Origin of the sequence: Haloparvum alkalitolerans (assembly GCF_050122995.1) — an archaeon.
Taxonomy (GTDB): Archaea; Halobacteriota; Halobacteria; order Halobacteriales; family Haloferacaceae; genus Haloparvum; species Haloparvum alkalitolerans.
The window spans coordinates 63648-80441 of the sequence record NZ_JBNLIA010000008.1; the positions used below are offsets into that span (position 1 = coordinate 63648).

Consider the following 16794-nt stretch of genomic DNA (forward strand, 5'->3'; position numbering starts at 1 on the left):
TTTTACTCAGGGCGGTGGAGACGTCGACGATGGCGAAACGGTATCGGAGCGGTTGGTGGCTCGAGCTGAAGTATCACCGGGAGGGGTGGACACAGGCCGAAATTGCGGACGAGTGCGGCGTGTCCGCTCGGACGGTCCGAAAGTGGATGGAGAGGCGGGGGATAGAGACGAGGGATCTCGTCGGTGAGGACCACCCGCTGTACGGGACGAGTCGCGACGACGACGTGAGACGACGAATCGCGGAGACAATGGCGGGGCGAGAGTTCTCCGAGGATGAACGGAAACGACTCGCGGAGGGCCAGCGCGGGCGGACGCTCACACGTTCGACGCGCGAGAAGATCGGCGAGGCGCTCTCGGGTCGTCAGCTTCCCGAGTCGACGCGGCAGAAAATGAGCGAGTCGCGGTCGGGTCGCTCGAACCCGATGTGGCGAGGCGGAGGGACCCTCAGATACGGACCCGGCTGGACGCGGGCACGTCGCGAGGCCCGGTCGCGGACGTCCGCTTGCGCCAACTGCGGGCACGATGGGGACGAATACCGACTCGAGGTCCACCACATCGTTCCGGTCCGGCTTTTCGACCGATCGGACACCCATCAACTCAGCGATGCACACGTACAGGGCAATCTCGTCGTGCTCTGCAAACGGTGTCACGCTCGGGCCGAACACGGCGACCTCTCCTTCGAACCCTCTCTCGAAACCGACATCCCTGAGGGGTACGACGAGTTGAATTGACTGGATTTATATATCCATGCTCCCTCCGTCGAGACGCGAGAGGGTAATCGCTCGCTTGGTGTAGCCCGGCCAATCATATCGGCCTTTCGAGCCGATGACAGGGGTTCAAATCCCCTAGCGAGCACTTCTGTCGCCGCTGACCGGCGAGTTGCGGCGCCGTCCGTGCCACCGTTCCTGTCCTGTCGTCACCGCTCCCGTCCTGCGGTCCCCCCGACCGCGGCAGAACGATATTTATGCACTGCCTCGCTACCGGCTGGTGTGTCACGCGCCCGGTTCCTCCCTTCCGTCTCCGACACGTCCGCGAACTCCGCCACGCCCGCGAGAGCGCTGCTCGCGGCCGCGACCGCCATCGCGGCGGTCGCCACCGCCGGGAGCCTCTACTTCAGCGAGGTGCTGGGGCTGGTCCCCTGCGAGTTCTGCTGGTACCAGCGCATCCTGATGTACCCGCTGGTGGTCGTGCTCGGCGTGGCGGCCCTCGAGGGGCGGTCCGGGGTCTGGCGGACGGCGATCCCGCTGTCGACGCTCGGCATCGGGATCGCGGCGTACCACGCGTTCCTCCAGCTATCGCCCGGCGTCTCCTGCGGGGTCGGCGGCGCGTGCTCCGCGGTCCTCTGGGAAGGGTTCTTCGTGTTCACCATCCCCCGGCTCTCGCTGGTCGCGTTTCTGCTCATCAGCGCGGTGCTGGGGGCGGTATGGCGGCTGGACCGCGGCGAGGGGTGACTGCGGCGAACGACGGGCGTGGAGAGCGCCGCCGTCGGCCGCCGACGAGCGCGACGCTTTCAAGTCCCGGCCTCGAACGCGGGGTATGAGCTTCCCGGAGCCGCCCGGCGGCTGGCGCGTCTGGAACGAGGAGTCCGAGGGGCGCGTCATCCTCGCGTACCGGCCCGACGTGTTCACCGAGGACGCGTTCCCGGCCGCGTGTCTCCCGACCATTTATCTCACGAACGGCTCCAGAAAGCGACGCCCGGGCGCGGGCCAGTACGAGACCGACGAGTGGCACGTCGTCCTCTTCCTGGAACCCGAAATCGAGGCGCTCGCGGAGACGTACGACGACCGCGGGGACGCGGTCGCGGGCGCACTGGCGGCGGCGTCACGGTTCGACGAGGGGCAAGTGGACTACCGCGATGCCTATCAGGTGCCGCGAGAGGAGTACTTCGAGCGACTCGACGAGTTGACCGGTCGCGAGGAGTGAGCGTTCCGGCCGCCGGTTCCCGCCGCGGTCACTCCATGTACAGCGAGTAGAAGATCACCGCGAAGCCGACGGCGGTGAGCGCGCTGTCGATGGCCACGCCGACGCTCACTTCGACGCCGATGATCTGGTGGAGGATCCCGCCGACGAGCGCGCCGAAGGTGACGACGCCGAACCCTGCGCCGAGGGCCCGCAGCGAGGGGTCACCAGTCCGGCCGTACGCCCGGAGCGCGTAGTAGGTGATACTCCCACCCAGAAGCAGGATGGCGGTCTTCGCGACGATCAACAGCAGTGACTCGTACATCATCTCAGGTTTCCTCCCGGACCTGTGACCAGAGGTGCGCGAGCCGCTCGTCGGCGCCGCCCTCCGGACGTTCGAACTCGACGACCAGGTCCCTGTCGTCGGTCAGTCCGACGGTGACGGACTCGAACGCGACCGCGTACCGCGTCGTGTGTTGGCCGTCCCGCCGTATCTCGGTCGATTCGTTCAGCAGATCCGCGTCCGTCATCGCGTCCAGCTTCCGGTAGGTGGTCGACAGCGGGATGTCGCACTCCTCCGAGATCTGGCTCGCGGTCATCGGCTCCTCGAGCGCGGCGATGATGCGCTGTGCGGCGTCGTCGCTCAACACGTCCAGTACGTCGCTCGGCGGCGGCGGCTCCTCTCGACGCGACGGGTCCCGCACCATACCCGCGATTTCCTGTCGAGAGGCATAAATCATCTGCGTTACGTCCGTCGGATCGGGGATGAGGCTGGGGGCGAGTTCGGGACGCTCGGACATAAGGCCGTTCCCGATTCTCGGCCCCGGGGAGCCGGTTTTTTGCTTATCAGTCCCGAACTCGAACGTGTTCGTGTATGACTCAGTACGACCGACGAACGGTGCTGCGTGCCGCGGGCGCGACCGCACTCGGCGTGTCACTGGCCGGCTGTTCCGGCGGGGGCGGCGGAGGAGGGACCGAGGACGGCTCCGGTGGCGGAGGCGGGGGCGACGACGGCCCCGAGCCGGTCGACGAGGAGCCGAGCTACGACGGCTGGTTCGACGACGTCGGCAACTACGAGTCGACGCTCGACTACACCGACGCGGACGAGGTGACGGTCGCGGTCGGGGCCGGCAACGGCCTCCAGTTCGAACCGCCGGCGATCCAGGTGGCTGCCGGGACGACGGTCGTCTGGGAGTGGACCGGCGAGGGTGGCGAGCACAACGTCGCCGCTGAGGACGACTCCTTCGAGTCCGATCTGAGCAGCGAGGAGGGCTACACCTTCGAGCAGACGTTCGAGGAGTCGGGCGTCCACAAGTACGCCTGCACGCCCCACCGCGCGTCGGGGATGAAGGGCGCCGTCGTCGTCGAGTAGGCCGGCGCGGACGCCGACCTCCCCTCCCGGTCGCCCCGTGGCCTTCCGGGGCGAAACGCCTATTCTGTCGGCCGCGGAACGCCGGATATGGTCTCCCGCGAGAACCGCGTGATCGCCGCCTGCATCGTGCTGGCCGTGCTCCTTCTGTTCGCGCTGAACGCCGTGACCGACCCGCCGTCGTGGGCGACTCTCGCCGTTCTCCTCGGCGTGGGCGTCCTCGTTCCGACGCTCGTCAACGAGTACCTCGGCCGCCGCGAGGCGTGACGGCTCGCGGTCCGTGACGCCGCCGGCGGCGCCGGCCTCGGCCGCCCGCGAGGTCGCCTACAGCTCCAGGTCCGAGAGGCGCGCGCGGGCGTCGGCCAGCGCGCCCTCGTCGTTCTCCCGGAGATACGTCCCGACCTCGTTGGCGGCGCGGACGAGTTCCTCCGCGTCCCGGGGCTCCACGTCGCCCTGCAGCGACTCGACGCGCTTGACGCGCTCGCGGAGCGACCCGAGCGCCTCGCGCGCCTCGGCGTCCGGATACTCGTCGAGGTAGGTCCGGAGGTCGTCGCGGTAGTCCGCGACCGCGTTCGCGACCGCGAGTCCCCGCGCGGCGTGCATGTTCGGCGGCACGGCCTCGGGGGCGGGCCGCTCGCCGTCGTCGGCGCCCGCGAGCAGGTCGAGCAGGTACGTCCGGTCGTCGTCGGTCGGGTCCCGGAGCCGGTCGTAGATGTCGACGGCCTGCAGCAGTTCGCGGGCCGCGAGCACGCCGTCGTCGAGCGGCAGGAGGTCCCCGCCGCGGACGAACCCCCGCCGGCTGAGGTACTCCCGCAGGTCGCGCTTCAGGTCGCTGACCCCCTCCGCGGGGAGCGTCCCCGCGGCGTCCCCGAAGCGCTCGCGGTGGGGGGTCAAGTCCAGCTCCGCGGGCGCGTCGGTGTGAAGCGTCCGGTCGCCGACGCCGACGCTCAGGAGGCTCCCGCACTCCGGGCAGGCGGTGTCGCCCGTCTCGTAGTAGGACCACCGTGCGCCGCACTCCTTGCACTCGCGCTCGCCGCGGACTTTCATGCCCGTCGGTTCGCTCGCTGGGGGGTAAAGCCCTGCGTCCGCGGTCACGCCGTGGCGTCCTCGGGGGCCGGCTCGACGGGCTCCCTCGCCCGGTCGCGGAGGCCAACCATTTGTACCCGCGGCGAGAACCTCGAGGGCATGACCGACCACGACCTCGCGCCGGAGGTGGCGGAGACCGCCGAGGCGATCGCCTCGATGGAGGTCCGCGGCGCGGCCACCATCGCGGGCGCGGCCGCCGACGCGCTGGCGGCACAGGCTCGCGCGACGGACGCCGACGACGCCGACGAGTTCCGCGAGACGATGCGCGCCGCGGGGCGTCGGCTCCACGAGACCCGCCCGACCGCGGTGTCGCTGCCGAACGCGTTGCGCTACGTGCTCCGCCGGATGGACGGCGCCGACGTCGCGACCGTCCGCGAGAACGTCCTGGACGCTGCGGCGGCGTTCGACGACCGCCTCGACGCCGCGCAGGACGACCTCGGCCAGATCGGCGCCAACCGCCTCCAGGACGGCGACACGATCATGACCCACTGCCACTCCACGGACGCGCTCTCGTGCGTGGAGGCGGCCCTCGAGCAGGGCAAGGAGATCTCGGCGATCGTCAAGGAGACGCGGCCGCGCAACCAGGGCCACATCACGGCGGAGGCGCTCCGGGAGATGGGCGTCCCGGTCACCCTGATCGTCGACTCCGCGGCCCGTCGGTACCTCGACGAGGTCGACCACGTGCTCGTGGGGGCCGACTCCATCGCCGCCGACGGCTCCGTGATCAACAAGATCGGCACCTCCGGGCTGGCCGTCAACGCCCGCGAGCGCGGCGTCCCGATCATGACCGCCGCCCAGACGATCAAGCTCCACCCGGAGACGCTGGCGGGCCACACCGTCGAGATCGAGATGCGCGACGAGGCCGAGGTGATCGGCGAGGACGCCCGCGAGGCCATCGGCGAGGTAACCGTCGAGAACCCCGCCTTCGACGTGACGCCGCCGCGGTACATGGACGCCATCGTCACCGAGAGCGGCCAGTTCCCGCCCGAGAGCATCGTCACGCTGATGCGCGAGCTGTTCGGCGAGGGGGCGACGGAGCCGTGGGCCGAGACGTGAGCGACGCCGCCGACGAGGACGCCGACGGGGACGCCGAGAGCGAGGCCGACGCGGGACCCACAGCGGGCCGGGGCGGCGCCGACCGCGACCCCCCGTCCGTCCTCTGTGCCGGCCACATCAACTGGGACGTGACGATGCAGGTCGCCCGGCTTCCCGAGCCGGACGGCGAGCAGCGGATCGACCACCTCCAGCAGGCCGGCGGGGGAAGCGCCGCCAACGTTGCGGTCGGGCTGACCGGACTCAACGCCGAGACGCTGCTGTTCGGGAGCGTGGGCGGAGACGACTCCGGCGCGCTCGCGCTCCAGGAACTGGACCGCGCGGGCGTCGACCCCGGGAACGTGATGGTGGCGAACGACCGCGCCACCTCGGTCAAGTACCTCATCGTCGACGAGACGGGCGAGGTGATGGTGCTCGCCAACGAGGGAGCAAACGAGGCGTTCGGCGCGGCCGACCTCGACCCCGACGACCTCGCCGGGAGCGACCACCTCCACCTCACGGGACAGAACGCCGCCTCCGCGAGCGACCTGGCGGCGCTCGCGCACGAGCGGGGCGTCCCGGTCAGCTTCGATCCGGGGCGACAGGTGGGGAACCGGGCCTACGCGGACGCCATCGCGGCGAGCGACCTGCTGTTCGTCAACGACCGCGAGGCGGCCGCGCTCGGACGGACGGGGACGCTCGACCCCGAAGCCCCCGAGTCGACCGCGCTCGTCGTCAAACTCGGCGCTGGCGGGGCGGAGGTCCGGCTCCCCGGCGGCGAACGCGTGCACGCACCCGCCTACGACGTGGACGTGGTGGACACGACCGGCGCGGGCGACGCGTTCGCCGCCGGCTTCCTCGGCGCCTGCTTCGAGTCCGCGCGGAACCACGAGCCGGAACGCGAGGTCGACGGCGGTCGCTCCGTCGAGGGAGGCGTCGGCGGACGCACCGCGGAGACCGCGTCGGAAACGGACGCCGACCGCCCACGCGGGATCCCCGGCACCGAAGCCCCTCATCTCCGCGACGCCGACCTGCCGTACGCGCTCGGGATCGCCAACGCCGCCGGTGCGCTCGCGGCGCGCGAACGCGGCGCCCGGACGACGCTCACCTGGGAACGCATCGACGCGTTTCTCGCCGAGCACGCCTGATCCGGGGGGACGTTCGACGCCGCGCCCGCCCGTCGAGCAGCGCCGAATTCCCGAGGCCCGGAACGGTCCGACAAGGGTTTGCCCGCCGTTCCCCAATTGCGGGCAATGGATCGCCGCATCCTGTTCGCGTCGCTCGTGATCGGTGCCGCCGTCGTGGCCGGCGTGGGAACCGCGGTCTTCGCGTTCGTGGGGGCCGACGGCGGCGCGACCGAACCGACCGTCCTCTGGGAGACCGAGCCGACCGACGACGCCGTCACGGCCCACGAGTCGGCCGTGGCGACGACCGGCGGGGAGGTCCGGATCGCGCTCCCGCTCGTCGCGGAGGGCGACGCCTGTACGCTCCGCGTCGTCGACGGTGCGGGCGAGTCCGCCTGGAACGCGTCCCTGCCGACGGCTGCCTGTGACGCCGACGGGGAGACCGCCGGAGCGCCGATCGGCGGCGTGACGGCCGGAACGGTCGGCGGCGAGCAGGCGTTCGTTCTGACGACCGCGGAGCCGGGGGTCCGGGCGTTCGCCGCGGCCGACGGGGCGTCGCTCTTCGCGGCCGAGTTGGCCGCCCCGTCCATCGCTCCGCCGGCGGTCGGCGACGTGACGGGCGACGGCGCGAACGAGGTCGCGGTCGGGACCGCGGCCGGGACGCTCCGCGTGCTCGAGGCCGACGGGGAGACGGCGTGGACGCGCGAGGTGGACGGTCCGGTCGGACTGCCGCCGCTCGTGGGGTCGTTCTCCGACGACGGCGGGGCGACGAGCGCCGCTGACCCCGCGGTCGTCGTCTCCGCCGGCGCCGAGGACGGGTCGTACGTCCGCTTCGACGGCGCGGGCGAGCGGGTCTGGACCGCGCCGAGGAACGGCACGCCGACGGCGTGGACGGCCGCGGAGACGCGGCGTGGCGCGGTGCTCGCCGTCGGGACCGAGGAGGGATCGATCGCCACGATCGAGACGGTCGACGGGAGTACCCGGTTCGACGCGCGCCTGCAGGGCACGTCGATCGCTCCCGGAGGGACGGACGCCGGCCGGGTCGCGGTCGGCGGCACCGGCGCCGTCTGGGCGGTCGACTTGCTCGACGGCGAGGTGGTCTGGAAACAGCAGTTCGGCGGGGACGCCCCCGTCGCACCCCCCGCGACCGGCGACGTCACCGGCGACGACACGCCCGAGACGGTCGCGGTCACCGAGGCGGGGTCCGTCGTCGCGATGAACCGCGACGGCGGGGTCCTCGCCCGCGGCGTCCTCGACGCGACGGTCACGGTTCGGCCCCTCCTGGTGGACCTGAACGACGACGGGGACCGGGAGGTCGTCCTGCTGGCGAGCGACGGCCGGGCGATCGCGCTCGAGTTCTGAGACGGCTCTGAGCGCGCCCCCGACACAGCCGACAGAAATGCCCGCCGCGACCAGCCGATCAGGGAAGGGTCACGTCGACGCCGCGCTGCTCGCTGGCGGCCTTGACCGTGTTGTACAGGAGCATCGCGCGCGTCATCGGGCCGACGCCGCCGGGGACCGGCGTGATCTTCCCGGCGACAGCCTTCGCGGAGTCGTAGTCCACGTCGCCGACCAGCTCGTACCCCTTCTCCGTGTCGGCGTCGACGCGGTTGATCCCCACGTCGATCACCGTCGCGCCCGCCTTGAGCTGGTCGCCGTCGATAAATTCGGGGAGTCCGGCGGCCGCGACGACGACGTCGGCGGTCGCGAGCTTCGCGTCGAGGTCCTCGGTCCGGGAGTGACAGACCGTCACCGTCGCGTTCCCCTGCGGCGCCTTCTGGAGCAGGAGGTTCGCCATCGGCTTGCCGACGATGTCCGAGCGGCCGACCACGACCGCGTCGGCGCCCTCGGTCTCCACGTCGTACGCCTCCAGCAGCTTCTGGACGCCGTGCGGTGTGCAGGGCTTGAACCGGGCGTTCCCGGCGACGAGCCGACCGACGTTCTCGGGGTGGAAGCCGTCCACGTCCTTCTCGGGGCGGATCCGGCGCAGCACCTCCCGCTTGTCGACGTGGTCGGGGACCGGGAGCTGGACGAGGATGCCGTGGACCGACTCGTCGGCGTTCAACTCGTCGATGGTGGCGTACAGCTCCTCGGCGGGCGCCTCGGGGTCGACCTCGACGTGGATCCCCTCGATGCCGACCTCCTCGCAGTCGCGCTGCTTCATCGAGACGTACGTCTCGCTCGCGGGGTCGTCGCTCATCAGCACGGTGGCGAGCCCCGGTTCGACGCCCGCGGCCGCGAGGTCGTCGACGCGGTCGGCGATCTCCGCGCGGAGTTCGCCCGCGACGGCGTCGCCGTCGATGATCTCGGTCATACCTCCCCGTCGCGCCGCCGCGGATAAAAGAGCACGGGATCGTGTCTAAACCCACCGTCATAGGGGACAGAAATATGCACATAAATGCATTTATCGGGGCCGGACGGACCTCCCGCCCCGCTGACTGGAAGCGGCAAGGATCGCGGAGGTTTTGTTATCCGAGGCTGGACGGAACCCGTAGCAATGGCAGATTCCGCAACCGACGAGGGTCCCGCGACGGAGTTCGGCGGGTCGGACGCGGACGACGGGCCGGCGATGGAGTTCTACGGCGGGCGGGGCGCGAGCGCGTTCCCCATCGCCTTCTTCATCGTCTGGGCGGTCGTCCAGACGGCGCTGCTGCGCGTCTCCGACACCACCGGGCTCGTGGCCGGCATGTTGCTCGGCCTCATCGCCGGGATGTTCCTCGTGAAGGGCTCGTGGACCGGGTACGCGAACACCATCTTCGACGGCATGACCCAGCGCGTCGCCGCCACCGCCATCGTGGCGTGGATGTGGGCGGGGATGTTCACGGAGACGCTGCAGGCCGGCGGCTTCGTCGGCGGACTGGTCTGGATCGCCGACCTGCTCGGCGTCGGGCCGACCGTCTTCCCCGCCGTGACGTTCGTGCTCGCGGCCGTCCTCGCGACGGGCATCGGCACGGGCTACGGCACCGCCGTCGCGTTCGTCGGCCTGTTCTTCCCGGCGGGCGTCCTGCTGGGCGCCAGCCCCGTACTGACGTTCGGCGCGATCCTCTCGGGCGCCATCTTCGGCGACAACCTCGCGCCGGTCTCGGACACGACGATCGTCTCCGCGGTGACGCAGGACGCCGACATCGGCGGCGTCGTCGCCTCGCGGTTCAAGTACGCGATCGTCGCCGCCGGGATCGCGCTCCCGGCGTACGTGGTCGCGAGCTCGCTCATGCCGGGCATCGAGGTCGCGGGCGACCCCCGGCAGGTGCTGCTGGAGGGCGCGCGCCCGCTCGCCTTGGTCCACCTGCTCTCGGTCGGGGTCGTCATCGCGACCGCGGTCGCGGGCCGGCACATCATCGAGGCCATCTCGTGGGGGATCATCGTCGCCGCGGCGCTGAACCTCCTGCTCGGCCTCTCCTCGGCCGCGGACATCCTGCTGTTCCGCGCGCCCGCCGACGCGCCCGCCGCCGACCTGCTCGGCGGACTGCCGATCGTCGAGATCGTCTCCGACCCGAGCAACGCCGGCGTCGGCGGGTCCATCTACGCCGGCGCGGCCGGCTTCTTCGCGCTCTCGATCCTCGTCCTCCTCATCATCGCGGCCGCCCAGATCATGATCGAGGGCGGCGCGTTCGAGGCGATGCTGGACTGGTCGATCGAGCACCTCGCGACGACCGTCCGCCGCGCCGAGCTGACGATGGTCGGCGTCGCGGCGCTGGTCAACGCGGCGATCACGATCAACACCGCCGCGGAGATCGCCATCGGGCCGTACATCGCCAAGATCGGTGAGCGGTTCAACATCAACGGCTACCGCCGCGCGAACATCCTCGACGCACAGACGGCGGCGCTCGGCTACATCTTCCCGTGGTCCGGCGGCGTCCTCGCGGGCTACACCACGATGACGGGACTGCCCGACACGTTCGACTGGATCGACCAGGGGATGCTCGTCAACCCCGCCGAGGTGTGGCCGTTCGTCTTCCACGGCTGGGTGCTCGTGGCGGTGTTCGTCGTCGCCGCGCTCACCGGCTTCGGCCTCGAGTACGTTCCCGACCGCGAGAGCGAGGAGGTGGCTCGCGCATGAGCCTGTTCGAGAAGTACCTGAAGGGCTGGTCGTTCCGGACCAACACCCCCTCGCTGGAGCCGGGCGCGACGGTGCGCGTCTTCGTCACCGAGTACGACCCCGCCAGCGGCGAGGGGATCGCGTTCATCGGCGACACCGAGTTGCGCGTCGAGGACTTCGACCCCGAGGCCCTCGACGGCCTCGTCGCGGTCCGCGTTCTGGAGTTCGACCCGGAGCGGTCGGTCGGCCGCGGCGAGTTCCGCGAGGTCGTCGGCGAGACGGCTTACGAGGTGTAGGGCGGCGTCGGACCCCGTGTCGGCGCGCGGCCGCCGGGGTCCGGACGCACCCCCACGGTCCCGCCACCGACAGCGTTTTTCGCGGCCGGCGTCTGGCTCCCTCCGTGACGCTTCGGGGCCCCATCGTGGACGTCGGCGACGTGCGCACCGTCTCGACCCAGTACGGCGACCGCGAGGTCTGCGAGCTCCGCGTGCGCCCCGACGAGGGCGCCGGCGACCCCGTGCGGGTGACGCTGTGGGGCAAGTGGACCCACACCGGCGAACACGCCGAGGTCGGGATGGAGCTGCTGGTGACTGACCCCGAGGAGGACGACTTCGGCGACGAGGCGGGATACACCACCTCGGAGGAGTCGTGGGTCGTCCTCGAACCGGACTTCCTCGTGGACGTGACGGGCGTCCGCTCGTGGGTGCAGTGTCCGCGGATGTACTACCTGAACAAGCTCTCGGGGATCCCGCTGAACTACCCCGTCGTGAAGGGGACCGTCGTCCACGAGGTGTTCGGCGACCTGCTGCGCGGCGTCGACCTCGACGAGGCGGTCGCGGACCGCGTCGAGGAAGCCGGCCTCGAACTCGGCCTGCTCGGCTACGAGCCGACGGAGGTGGAAGACGAGGTGCGCCGGAACGCGGCCGCCGTGGAGGGGTGGCTCGAACAGGGGACGCTGACGGAGACGGACACGTGGCGCTCTGAGTACACGCTCATCTCGCCGACGTTCGGGCTGAAGGGCCGCGCGGACGCGCTCCGGCGCGGCGCGCCCGTGGAGCTGAAGACGGGGAAGAACACCAAGCGCGAACCGCGGTTCCACGACAAGATGCAGGCGGCCTGCTACGCGCTGATGTTGGCCGACCGCGGTGAGACGCCCGACACCGGGACGCTGCTGTACACCAAGAACACCGCGCTGGACAGGAACGAGGAGACCGGCGACCTCTCGCCGGCAAAGGAGTTCTCGGTCGGGACGGGGCTTCTGAAGTTCGTCGTCCGCACGCGCAACGAACTCGCGGCGATGGAGTGGCGGACGCTCAACGACCCGGACCCCGAGGCCGGCATCCCGACCGGCTACGAGGCGGACGCCAAGTGTCAGTACTGCTTCGAGCAGGACACCTGCATGGTCGTCTCCGGCCGGCTGAACCAGGAGTCGAAGGCCGGCCAGATCGGCGAGCCCCTGCCCGAGGAGGAGCGCGCGTACCTCTCGCGGTTCTACCGTGCGCTGGAGGAGGAGCGCCGCGAGACCCACGCCGAGTACAGGAAGCTCTGGGAGCAGACCGCCGCCGAGCGCGCCGAGGACGACCGCGCGCTGATCGACCTCGACCCCCGCGGGCAGACCGAGATCGAGGGCGGGCGCTGGCGGCTCCGCGCCGGAACGCCCGGCGACGCGGTCTCGAAGCTCCGCGAGGGCGACGTGGCGCTCGCCTCCGACGGCGACCCCGTCGCGGGCCACGCGGAGCTCGGCCGGATCACGAGCCTCGGCGAGGACGAGGTGGTCGTGGAGACCGACGAACCGGTCGAACTGCGGCGGATCGACGTCTACCCCTCCGAGATCTCGGTCGACCGATCGCTGACCGCGCTCCACGACGCGGTGCTGAAAGGCGACGAGCGCCGGAAGGACGTGCTGTTCGGGCGCCGAGACCCCGAGTTCTCCGCGGCGCCCGCCGACCGCGACCCCTTCATCGACAACAACGAGGCGCAGGACGAGGCCGTGGCGCGCGCGGTCGACGCGGAGGACTTCGCGCTCGTCCACGGCCCGCCGGGGACCGGCAAGACCTACACCATCGCGCGGACGATCCGCGCGCTCGTGGACGCCGGCGAGCGCGTCCTGCTGGCGGCGTTCACCAACCGCGCGGTCGACAACGCGCTCGAGGCCCTCCGCGATCAGGGGTTCGAGGACGTCGTCAGGGTGGGTAGCCAGCAGGGCGTCCGCGGCGACATGCAGGACGTGCGGCTGGTGCGCCGTGGCGACCCCGGCGAGAAGGCCGGCGAGCTCGGCGACGCGCCGGTCGTCGCGGCCACGACCGCGGCCTGCGGCTCCCGCGTGATGCGCGAGCAGGCGTTCGACGTCGCGGTCGTCGACGAGGCCTCGCAGCTCACCGAGCCGGGGACGCTCGCGGCGACGAACCTCGCGGAGCGGTTCGTGCTCGTGGGCGACCACAAGCAGTTACCGCCGGTCGTCCGTGCGGAGAACGACCTGCAGCGCTCGCTGTTTCAGCGGCTCATCGAGGATCACCCCGAGGCGGGCGTCATGCTCGACCGGCAGTACCGCATGAGTCAGCGCATCCAGTCGTTCGCCTCCGCGGAGTTCTACGACGGCGACCTCAGGCCCGCCACGCCGGCGGTCGCGGGCCAGTCGCTCGCGGACCTGGGCGCCGACGCCGCCGACCTCCCGCCGGCGCTCCGCGGCGGGGTCAACTTCGTCGATCCCGACGGCGACCGGGACGGGAACAGGAACGTCCGCGAGGCGGAGCGCGTCGCGGGCGTCGTCGACGCGTACGTCGACGCCGGCGTCGACGTCGAGGACATCGGCGTCATCGCCCCGTTCCGCGCGCAGGTCGCGGAGATCGGCCGCCGGACGGACGCAACCGTCGACACGGTCGACCGCTTCCAAGGCTCCTCGAAGGAGGTGATCGTGATCTCGCTCGTCGCGACCGGCGACCTCGACGGGCCGATATTCGAGGACCACCGGCGGATGAACGTCGCGCTCACGCGGGCGAAGAAGGCGCTCACGCTCGTCGGCGACGCGGAGGCGCTCGCCTCGGAGCCGTTCTACGAGCGGCTGCTCGACTGGGCGCGGCGATGAGCCACTGAGACGGACTTCTCTCGATGCCGGCCGCGACGCAGTCGATCAGCACGGCCGACGCGGCCGACGTGGCTCCGACCGCCGAGCGCTTGTCGACCCCCCGGGGGTTCAGGGACTATCGAGGGTCGACGGAAAGATTCATCCGGAAACGGTCACGTTACCTGGGTGGCTGCCGCATATTCGGCACGGTTTCAGACGAACCCTTGTGGGGTTGAAGCTCGTGACATCCGACCTCGGTCCATTCGATCCCGAGCGTTTCAGACGAACCCTTGTGGGGTTGAAGCTAGTTCTCCCGACGAGCCCGCGGTGGTCGCTGACGGGTTTCAGACGAACCCTTGTGGGGTTGAAGCGCGCTCACGTCGGGCGGCGGAGCAGTCGCGGGAGCGGTGTCGAGTTTCAGACGAACCCTTGTGGGGTTGAAGCGGCGGCCGAGAGGCCGCGCCTGTACACGGTCCTGGGGGTTTCAGACGAACCCTTGTGGGGTTGAAGCAGGCCGAGCTTCGCGGCGACGGTCCAGACGACCCGTTTCAGACGAACCCTTGTGGGGTTGAAGCTTCCGCTCGTCGAACTCGAAGTCGAAGCGCGGGCGCCGTTTCAGACGAACCCTTGTGGGGTTGAAGCTTCGCGGATCCACCGACCCGGATTCTCGACGAAGGTTTCAGACGAACCCTTGTGGGGTTGAAGCGTCCCCGGCCTTGGAGGGCTGATCTAGATGCCAAAGTTTCAGACGAACCCTTGTGGGGTTGAAGCTGATCGTCCCGCAGGATCTATCCAGCATCCGGGACGGTTTCAGACGAACCCTTGTGGGGTTGAAGCAACATCATCGCGTCAAGTGTCACATCCGTCATCAGTTTCAGACGAACCCTTGTGGGGTTGAAGCGCCATGTCGTGTCAGGCATCGCGATGGAACGGAATGTTTCAGACGAACCCTTGTGGGGTTGAAGCCTGATTCAAGCTGGAGAAGTTCACACGGGGTATCCGTTTCAGACGAACCCTTGTGGGGTTGAAGCCAGTCCGCGCTCGGGTTTATCCGTCGGCAGACGGCGGTTTCAGACGAACCCTTGTGGGGTTGAAGCGGGTCGTCGACGCCGATGGCGGGGCTGAAGGTCGCGTTTCAGACGAACCCTTGTGGGGTTGAAGCCGAGCTCGAGGTCGGTGAGGAGGTCAACCCGTCAGGTTTCAGACGAACCCTTGTGGGATTGAAGCCGAGTATCGCCCCGATGATGACGACACCGACCAGCATCGTTTCAGACGAACCCTTGTGGGGTTGAAGCACCTCGGACCGCCTACGCCCGAGTGCGTCCCGTCGCGTTTCAGACGAACCCTTGTGGGGTTGAAGCCGTGACCCCTCGCTCCTCGAGGACCTCCGCGATCGTCGTTTCAGACGAACCCTTGTGGGGTTGAAGCAAGCGCGTGCGTGGGTTAGTGCGGGCGACGGTTGGCTGTTTCAGACGAACCCTTGTGGGGTTGAAGCCGCTTTACGCTCTCCCCGCGGCCGAACCCCTACGAGTTTCAGACGAACCCTTGTGGGGTTGAAGCCGTCGCGACGGCTACCGCTGTCGTCGGTGCGGCGCGTTTCAGACGAACCCTTGTGGGGTTGAAGCCCGTGTCAGTATTCACACTAGCCGACTGCGCGTCTCGTTTCAGACGAACCCTTGTGGGGTTGAAGCCTCGAGCGCGGCCTCGCGGACGAACCGCTCCAACCCGTTTCAGACGAACCCTTGTGGGGTTGAAGCTGACGAGAGTATCTACGGCGACCAGCCCGATGTCAAGTTTCAGACGAACCCTTGTGGGGTTGAAGCTCGTCCTGGTCGGTGTCGCTGGGCATACCTGACGTATGTTTCAGACGAACCCTTGTGGGGTTGAAGCTTGATGGCGTGCATGTCCCAGAGTTCGAGCTCCCGGTTTCAGACGAACCCTTGTGGGGTTGAAGCACGTTACCGTCCTCAAGATGACTCTCCGACCACCGGTTTCAGACGAACCCTTGTGGGGTTGAAGCGGCCTCGCTGACACACTCAAGCGGGATGCGCTTAGGGTTTCAGACGAACCCTTGTGGGGTTGAAGCGACCGCGGTCATGTCGATGTTGCTGGGCACGAGGTGTTTCAGACGAACCCTTGTGGGGTTGAAGCCGCGGACCTCTGACCCGTCGAGTCCGGACGGCGGCAGTTTCAGACGAACCCTTGTGGGGTTGAAGCGTCACGCGACGCGAGCGGCTCACGGAGGCCGAGCTTGTTTCAGACGAACTCTGCCGGGGTTGAAGTATCGCGCTGCTGCTACTGATGGCGTTCGCATCGCGCTTTAGACGGACCTCTTGGGAACGATTGGACACTTAACCGAAGGAAGAGAGCCAGAGCAGGGATTTGAACCCCGGAAGTCTCGATTACAAGTCGAGTGCATGAACCGCCCATGCTCCTCTGGCGCGTCCCCGGCTTGGCGGGCCTCCTTTGAGTCAGTATCGCTTCCGGGTCGGGCGGTCCCACGCCGACCCGCCGCGCGTCGTCCACCGGTCAGCGGTCGCCGTCCGCGGCGACGTCCCGGCCGTTTTCTCCACGTCCGCCCCCCTCACGGCCGCCGTTCTCGATCGATCGCTTTTCTACCTCCACGCGGTGCGGTTCGTAGCCGTGGCGCTCGTAGAAGCGGCGGGCGGCCGCGTTGTCGGCCATCACCTCCAGCGCGACGGCATCGACGCCGGCGTCGAGGAGCGCAGCCTCCGCCGCCGCGAGCAGGTCGCCGCCGACGCCGCGGTCGCGGGCGTCGGGCTCGACGTAGAGGTTGTCGATGACGCCCCGCGTCACGTCCTGCTCGTAGGTCCCCGACTCGACCGCGGCCGAGACGAACCCGCGGATCGGTCCCTCGCCGCTTTCGGAGGCGACCCGCCCTTCGCTCCCGTCGACGTCGTCCGCGTCCGACGCCCGCGCCACGAGCAGCACGTCGACGACGGCCCGCCGCGCGACCGTCTCACGAACGGCCTCGCGGTTCGCGGCGGCGAGCAGGTGCGAGCCGTGCGCCCGCTGGTCCGCCGCGAGGTCCACCCAGAGGTCGGCGACCGCGTCGACGTCGTCCGTCGTCGCGGGGAGGATCTCCATGTTCGGGTCGTTCGGCGGGCCCGCATTTGGACCTGACGCTCAGCCGGCCGATCCCCCCCACCCCGTTTCGCCC

Annotated in this window: 16 protein-coding genes, 2 tRNA genes and 1 CRISPR repeat array; of the genes, 12 read left to right on the forward strand and 6 right to left on the reverse strand. The window is 69.8% G+C overall.

Annotation, left to right across the window (positions count from 1 at the left end; translation table 11 throughout):
• Positions 1-29 precede the first annotated feature (29 nt).
• From ACQE3L_RS09625 to ACQE3L_RS09640, 4 genes are all read left to right on the forward strand, one after another.
• Complete coding sequence (locus tag ACQE3L_RS09625) at positions 30-731, forward strand: NUMOD3 domain-containing DNA-binding protein (RefSeq protein WP_058366541.1); 702 nt, start codon at positions 30-32, stop codon at positions 729-731.
• A 49-nt stretch (positions 732-780) separates the two neighbouring features.
• Positions 781-855: transfer RNA gene (locus ACQE3L_RS09630), tRNA-Glu, on the forward strand.
• A gap of 203 nt (positions 856-1058) precedes the next feature.
• Positions 1059-1451, forward strand: coding sequence for a disulfide bond formation protein B (locus ACQE3L_RS09635; RefSeq protein ID WP_426963606.1), 393 nt, complete (start codon positions 1059-1061; stop codon positions 1449-1451).
• Between the two features lie 85 nt (positions 1452-1536).
• On the forward strand, positions 1537-1923 hold the full coding sequence (locus ACQE3L_RS09640; RefSeq protein ID WP_426963556.1) for a DUF5820 family protein: 387 nt from the start codon (positions 1537-1539) through the stop codon (positions 1921-1923).
• A gap of 28 nt (positions 1924-1951) precedes the next feature.
• On the opposite strand, the gene ACQE3L_RS09645 is transcribed toward ACQE3L_RS09640, so the two are convergent.
• Complete coding sequence (locus tag ACQE3L_RS09645) at positions 1952-2227, reverse strand: DUF7521 family protein (RefSeq protein WP_426963557.1); 276 nt, start codon at positions 2225-2227, stop codon at positions 1952-1954.
• Position 2228: 1 nt separating this feature from the next.
• Complete coding sequence (locus ACQE3L_RS09650) at positions 2229-2606, reverse strand: helix-turn-helix domain-containing protein (RefSeq protein WP_426963558.1); 378 nt, start codon at positions 2604-2606, stop codon at positions 2229-2231.
• Between the two features lie 167 nt (positions 2607-2773).
• Here ACQE3L_RS09650 and ACQE3L_RS09655 point away from each other — a divergent pair, with 167 nt between their 5' ends.
• Complete coding sequence (locus ACQE3L_RS09655) at positions 2774-3271, forward strand: halocyanin domain-containing protein (protein ID WP_426963559.1); 498 nt, start codon at positions 2774-2776, stop codon at positions 3269-3271.
• A gap of 87 nt (positions 3272-3358) precedes the next feature.
• On the forward strand, positions 3359-3535 hold the full coding sequence (locus tag ACQE3L_RS09660) for a DUF7987 family protein (protein ID WP_426963560.1): 177 nt from the start codon (positions 3359-3361) through the stop codon (positions 3533-3535).
• 57 nt (positions 3536-3592) lie between these two features.
• On the opposite strand, the gene ACQE3L_RS09665 is transcribed toward ACQE3L_RS09660, so the two are convergent.
• A complete protein-coding gene (locus tag ACQE3L_RS09665; protein WP_426963561.1) occupies positions 3593-4315 on the reverse strand; it encodes a DUF7117 family protein in 723 nt (240 codons plus the stop codon).
• 138 nt (positions 4316-4453) lie between these two features.
• Between ACQE3L_RS09665 and ACQE3L_RS09670 the strand changes: the two genes are divergently transcribed.
• The 3 genes from ACQE3L_RS09670 to ACQE3L_RS09680 all read left to right on the forward strand — a co-directional run bounded on the left by ACQE3L_RS09670 (position 4454) and on the right by ACQE3L_RS09680 (position 7872).
• Positions 4454-5410, forward strand: coding sequence for a ribose 1,5-bisphosphate isomerase (locus ACQE3L_RS09670; RefSeq protein WP_426963562.1), 957 nt, complete (start codon positions 4454-4456; stop codon positions 5408-5410).
• The gene (locus tag ACQE3L_RS09675) at positions 5407-6534 is read left to right on the forward strand and encodes an ATP-dependent ribose-1-phosphate kinase (RefSeq protein ID WP_426963563.1); all 1128 of its coding nucleotides are present in this window, start codon (positions 5407-5409) and stop codon (positions 6532-6534) included. The genes ACQE3L_RS09670 and ACQE3L_RS09675 overlap by 4 nt, the downstream gene beginning before the upstream one ends.
• A 105-nt stretch (positions 6535-6639) precedes the next feature.
• Positions 6640-7872 (forward strand): outer membrane protein assembly factor BamB family protein, encoded by a 1233-nt coding sequence (locus tag ACQE3L_RS09680; protein ID WP_426963564.1) that lies wholly within the window; start codon positions 6640-6642, stop codon positions 7870-7872.
• 58 nt (positions 7873-7930) lie between these two features.
• Here ACQE3L_RS09680 and ACQE3L_RS09685 read toward each other — a convergent pair whose 3' ends face one another.
• The gene (locus ACQE3L_RS09685; RefSeq protein ID WP_426963565.1) at positions 7931-8824 is read right to left on the reverse strand and encodes a tetrahydrofolate dehydrogenase/cyclohydrolase catalytic domain-containing protein; all 894 of its coding nucleotides are present in this window, start codon (positions 8822-8824) and stop codon (positions 7931-7933) included.
• 183 nt (positions 8825-9007) lie between these two features.
• Between ACQE3L_RS09685 and ACQE3L_RS09690 the strand changes: the two genes are divergently transcribed.
• The 3 genes from ACQE3L_RS09690 to ACQE3L_RS09700 all read left to right on the forward strand — a co-directional run bounded on the left by ACQE3L_RS09690 (position 9008) and on the right by ACQE3L_RS09700 (position 13634).
• Positions 9008-10570 carry a Na+/H+ antiporter NhaC family protein gene (locus tag ACQE3L_RS09690; RefSeq protein WP_426963567.1) on the forward strand — a complete coding sequence of 521 codons (1563 nt, stop codon included), beginning with the start codon at positions 9008-9010 and terminating at the stop codon, positions 10568-10570.
• Positions 10567-10845, forward strand: a complete 279-nt coding sequence (locus tag ACQE3L_RS09695) for a DUF7513 family protein (protein WP_426963568.1) — start codon at positions 10567-10569, stop codon at positions 10843-10845. The genes ACQE3L_RS09690 and ACQE3L_RS09695 overlap by 4 nt, the downstream gene beginning before the upstream one ends.
• A gap of 104 nt (positions 10846-10949) precedes the next feature.
• The gene (locus tag ACQE3L_RS09700) at positions 10950-13634 is read left to right on the forward strand and encodes an AAA domain-containing protein (RefSeq protein ID WP_426963570.1); all 2685 of its coding nucleotides are present in this window, start codon (positions 10950-10952) and stop codon (positions 13632-13634) included.
• Positions 13635-13822: 188 nt separating this feature from the next.
• A CRISPR array of direct repeats spans positions 13823-15896; the repeat unit is 30 nt; unit sequence GTTTCAGACGAACCCTTGTGGGGTTGAAGC.
• A gap of 84 nt (positions 15897-15980) precedes the next feature.
• On the opposite strand, the gene ACQE3L_RS09705 is transcribed toward ACQE3L_RS09700, so the two are convergent.
• Positions 15981-16054, reverse strand: a tRNA-Thr gene (locus tag ACQE3L_RS09705).
• Between the two features lie 88 nt (positions 16055-16142).
• Entirely contained in the window at positions 16143-16721 is a 579-nt protein-coding gene (locus ACQE3L_RS09710; protein ID WP_426963571.1) for a GNAT family N-acetyltransferase, read from the reverse strand.
• Between the last annotated feature and the right edge of the window lie 73 nt (positions 16722-16794).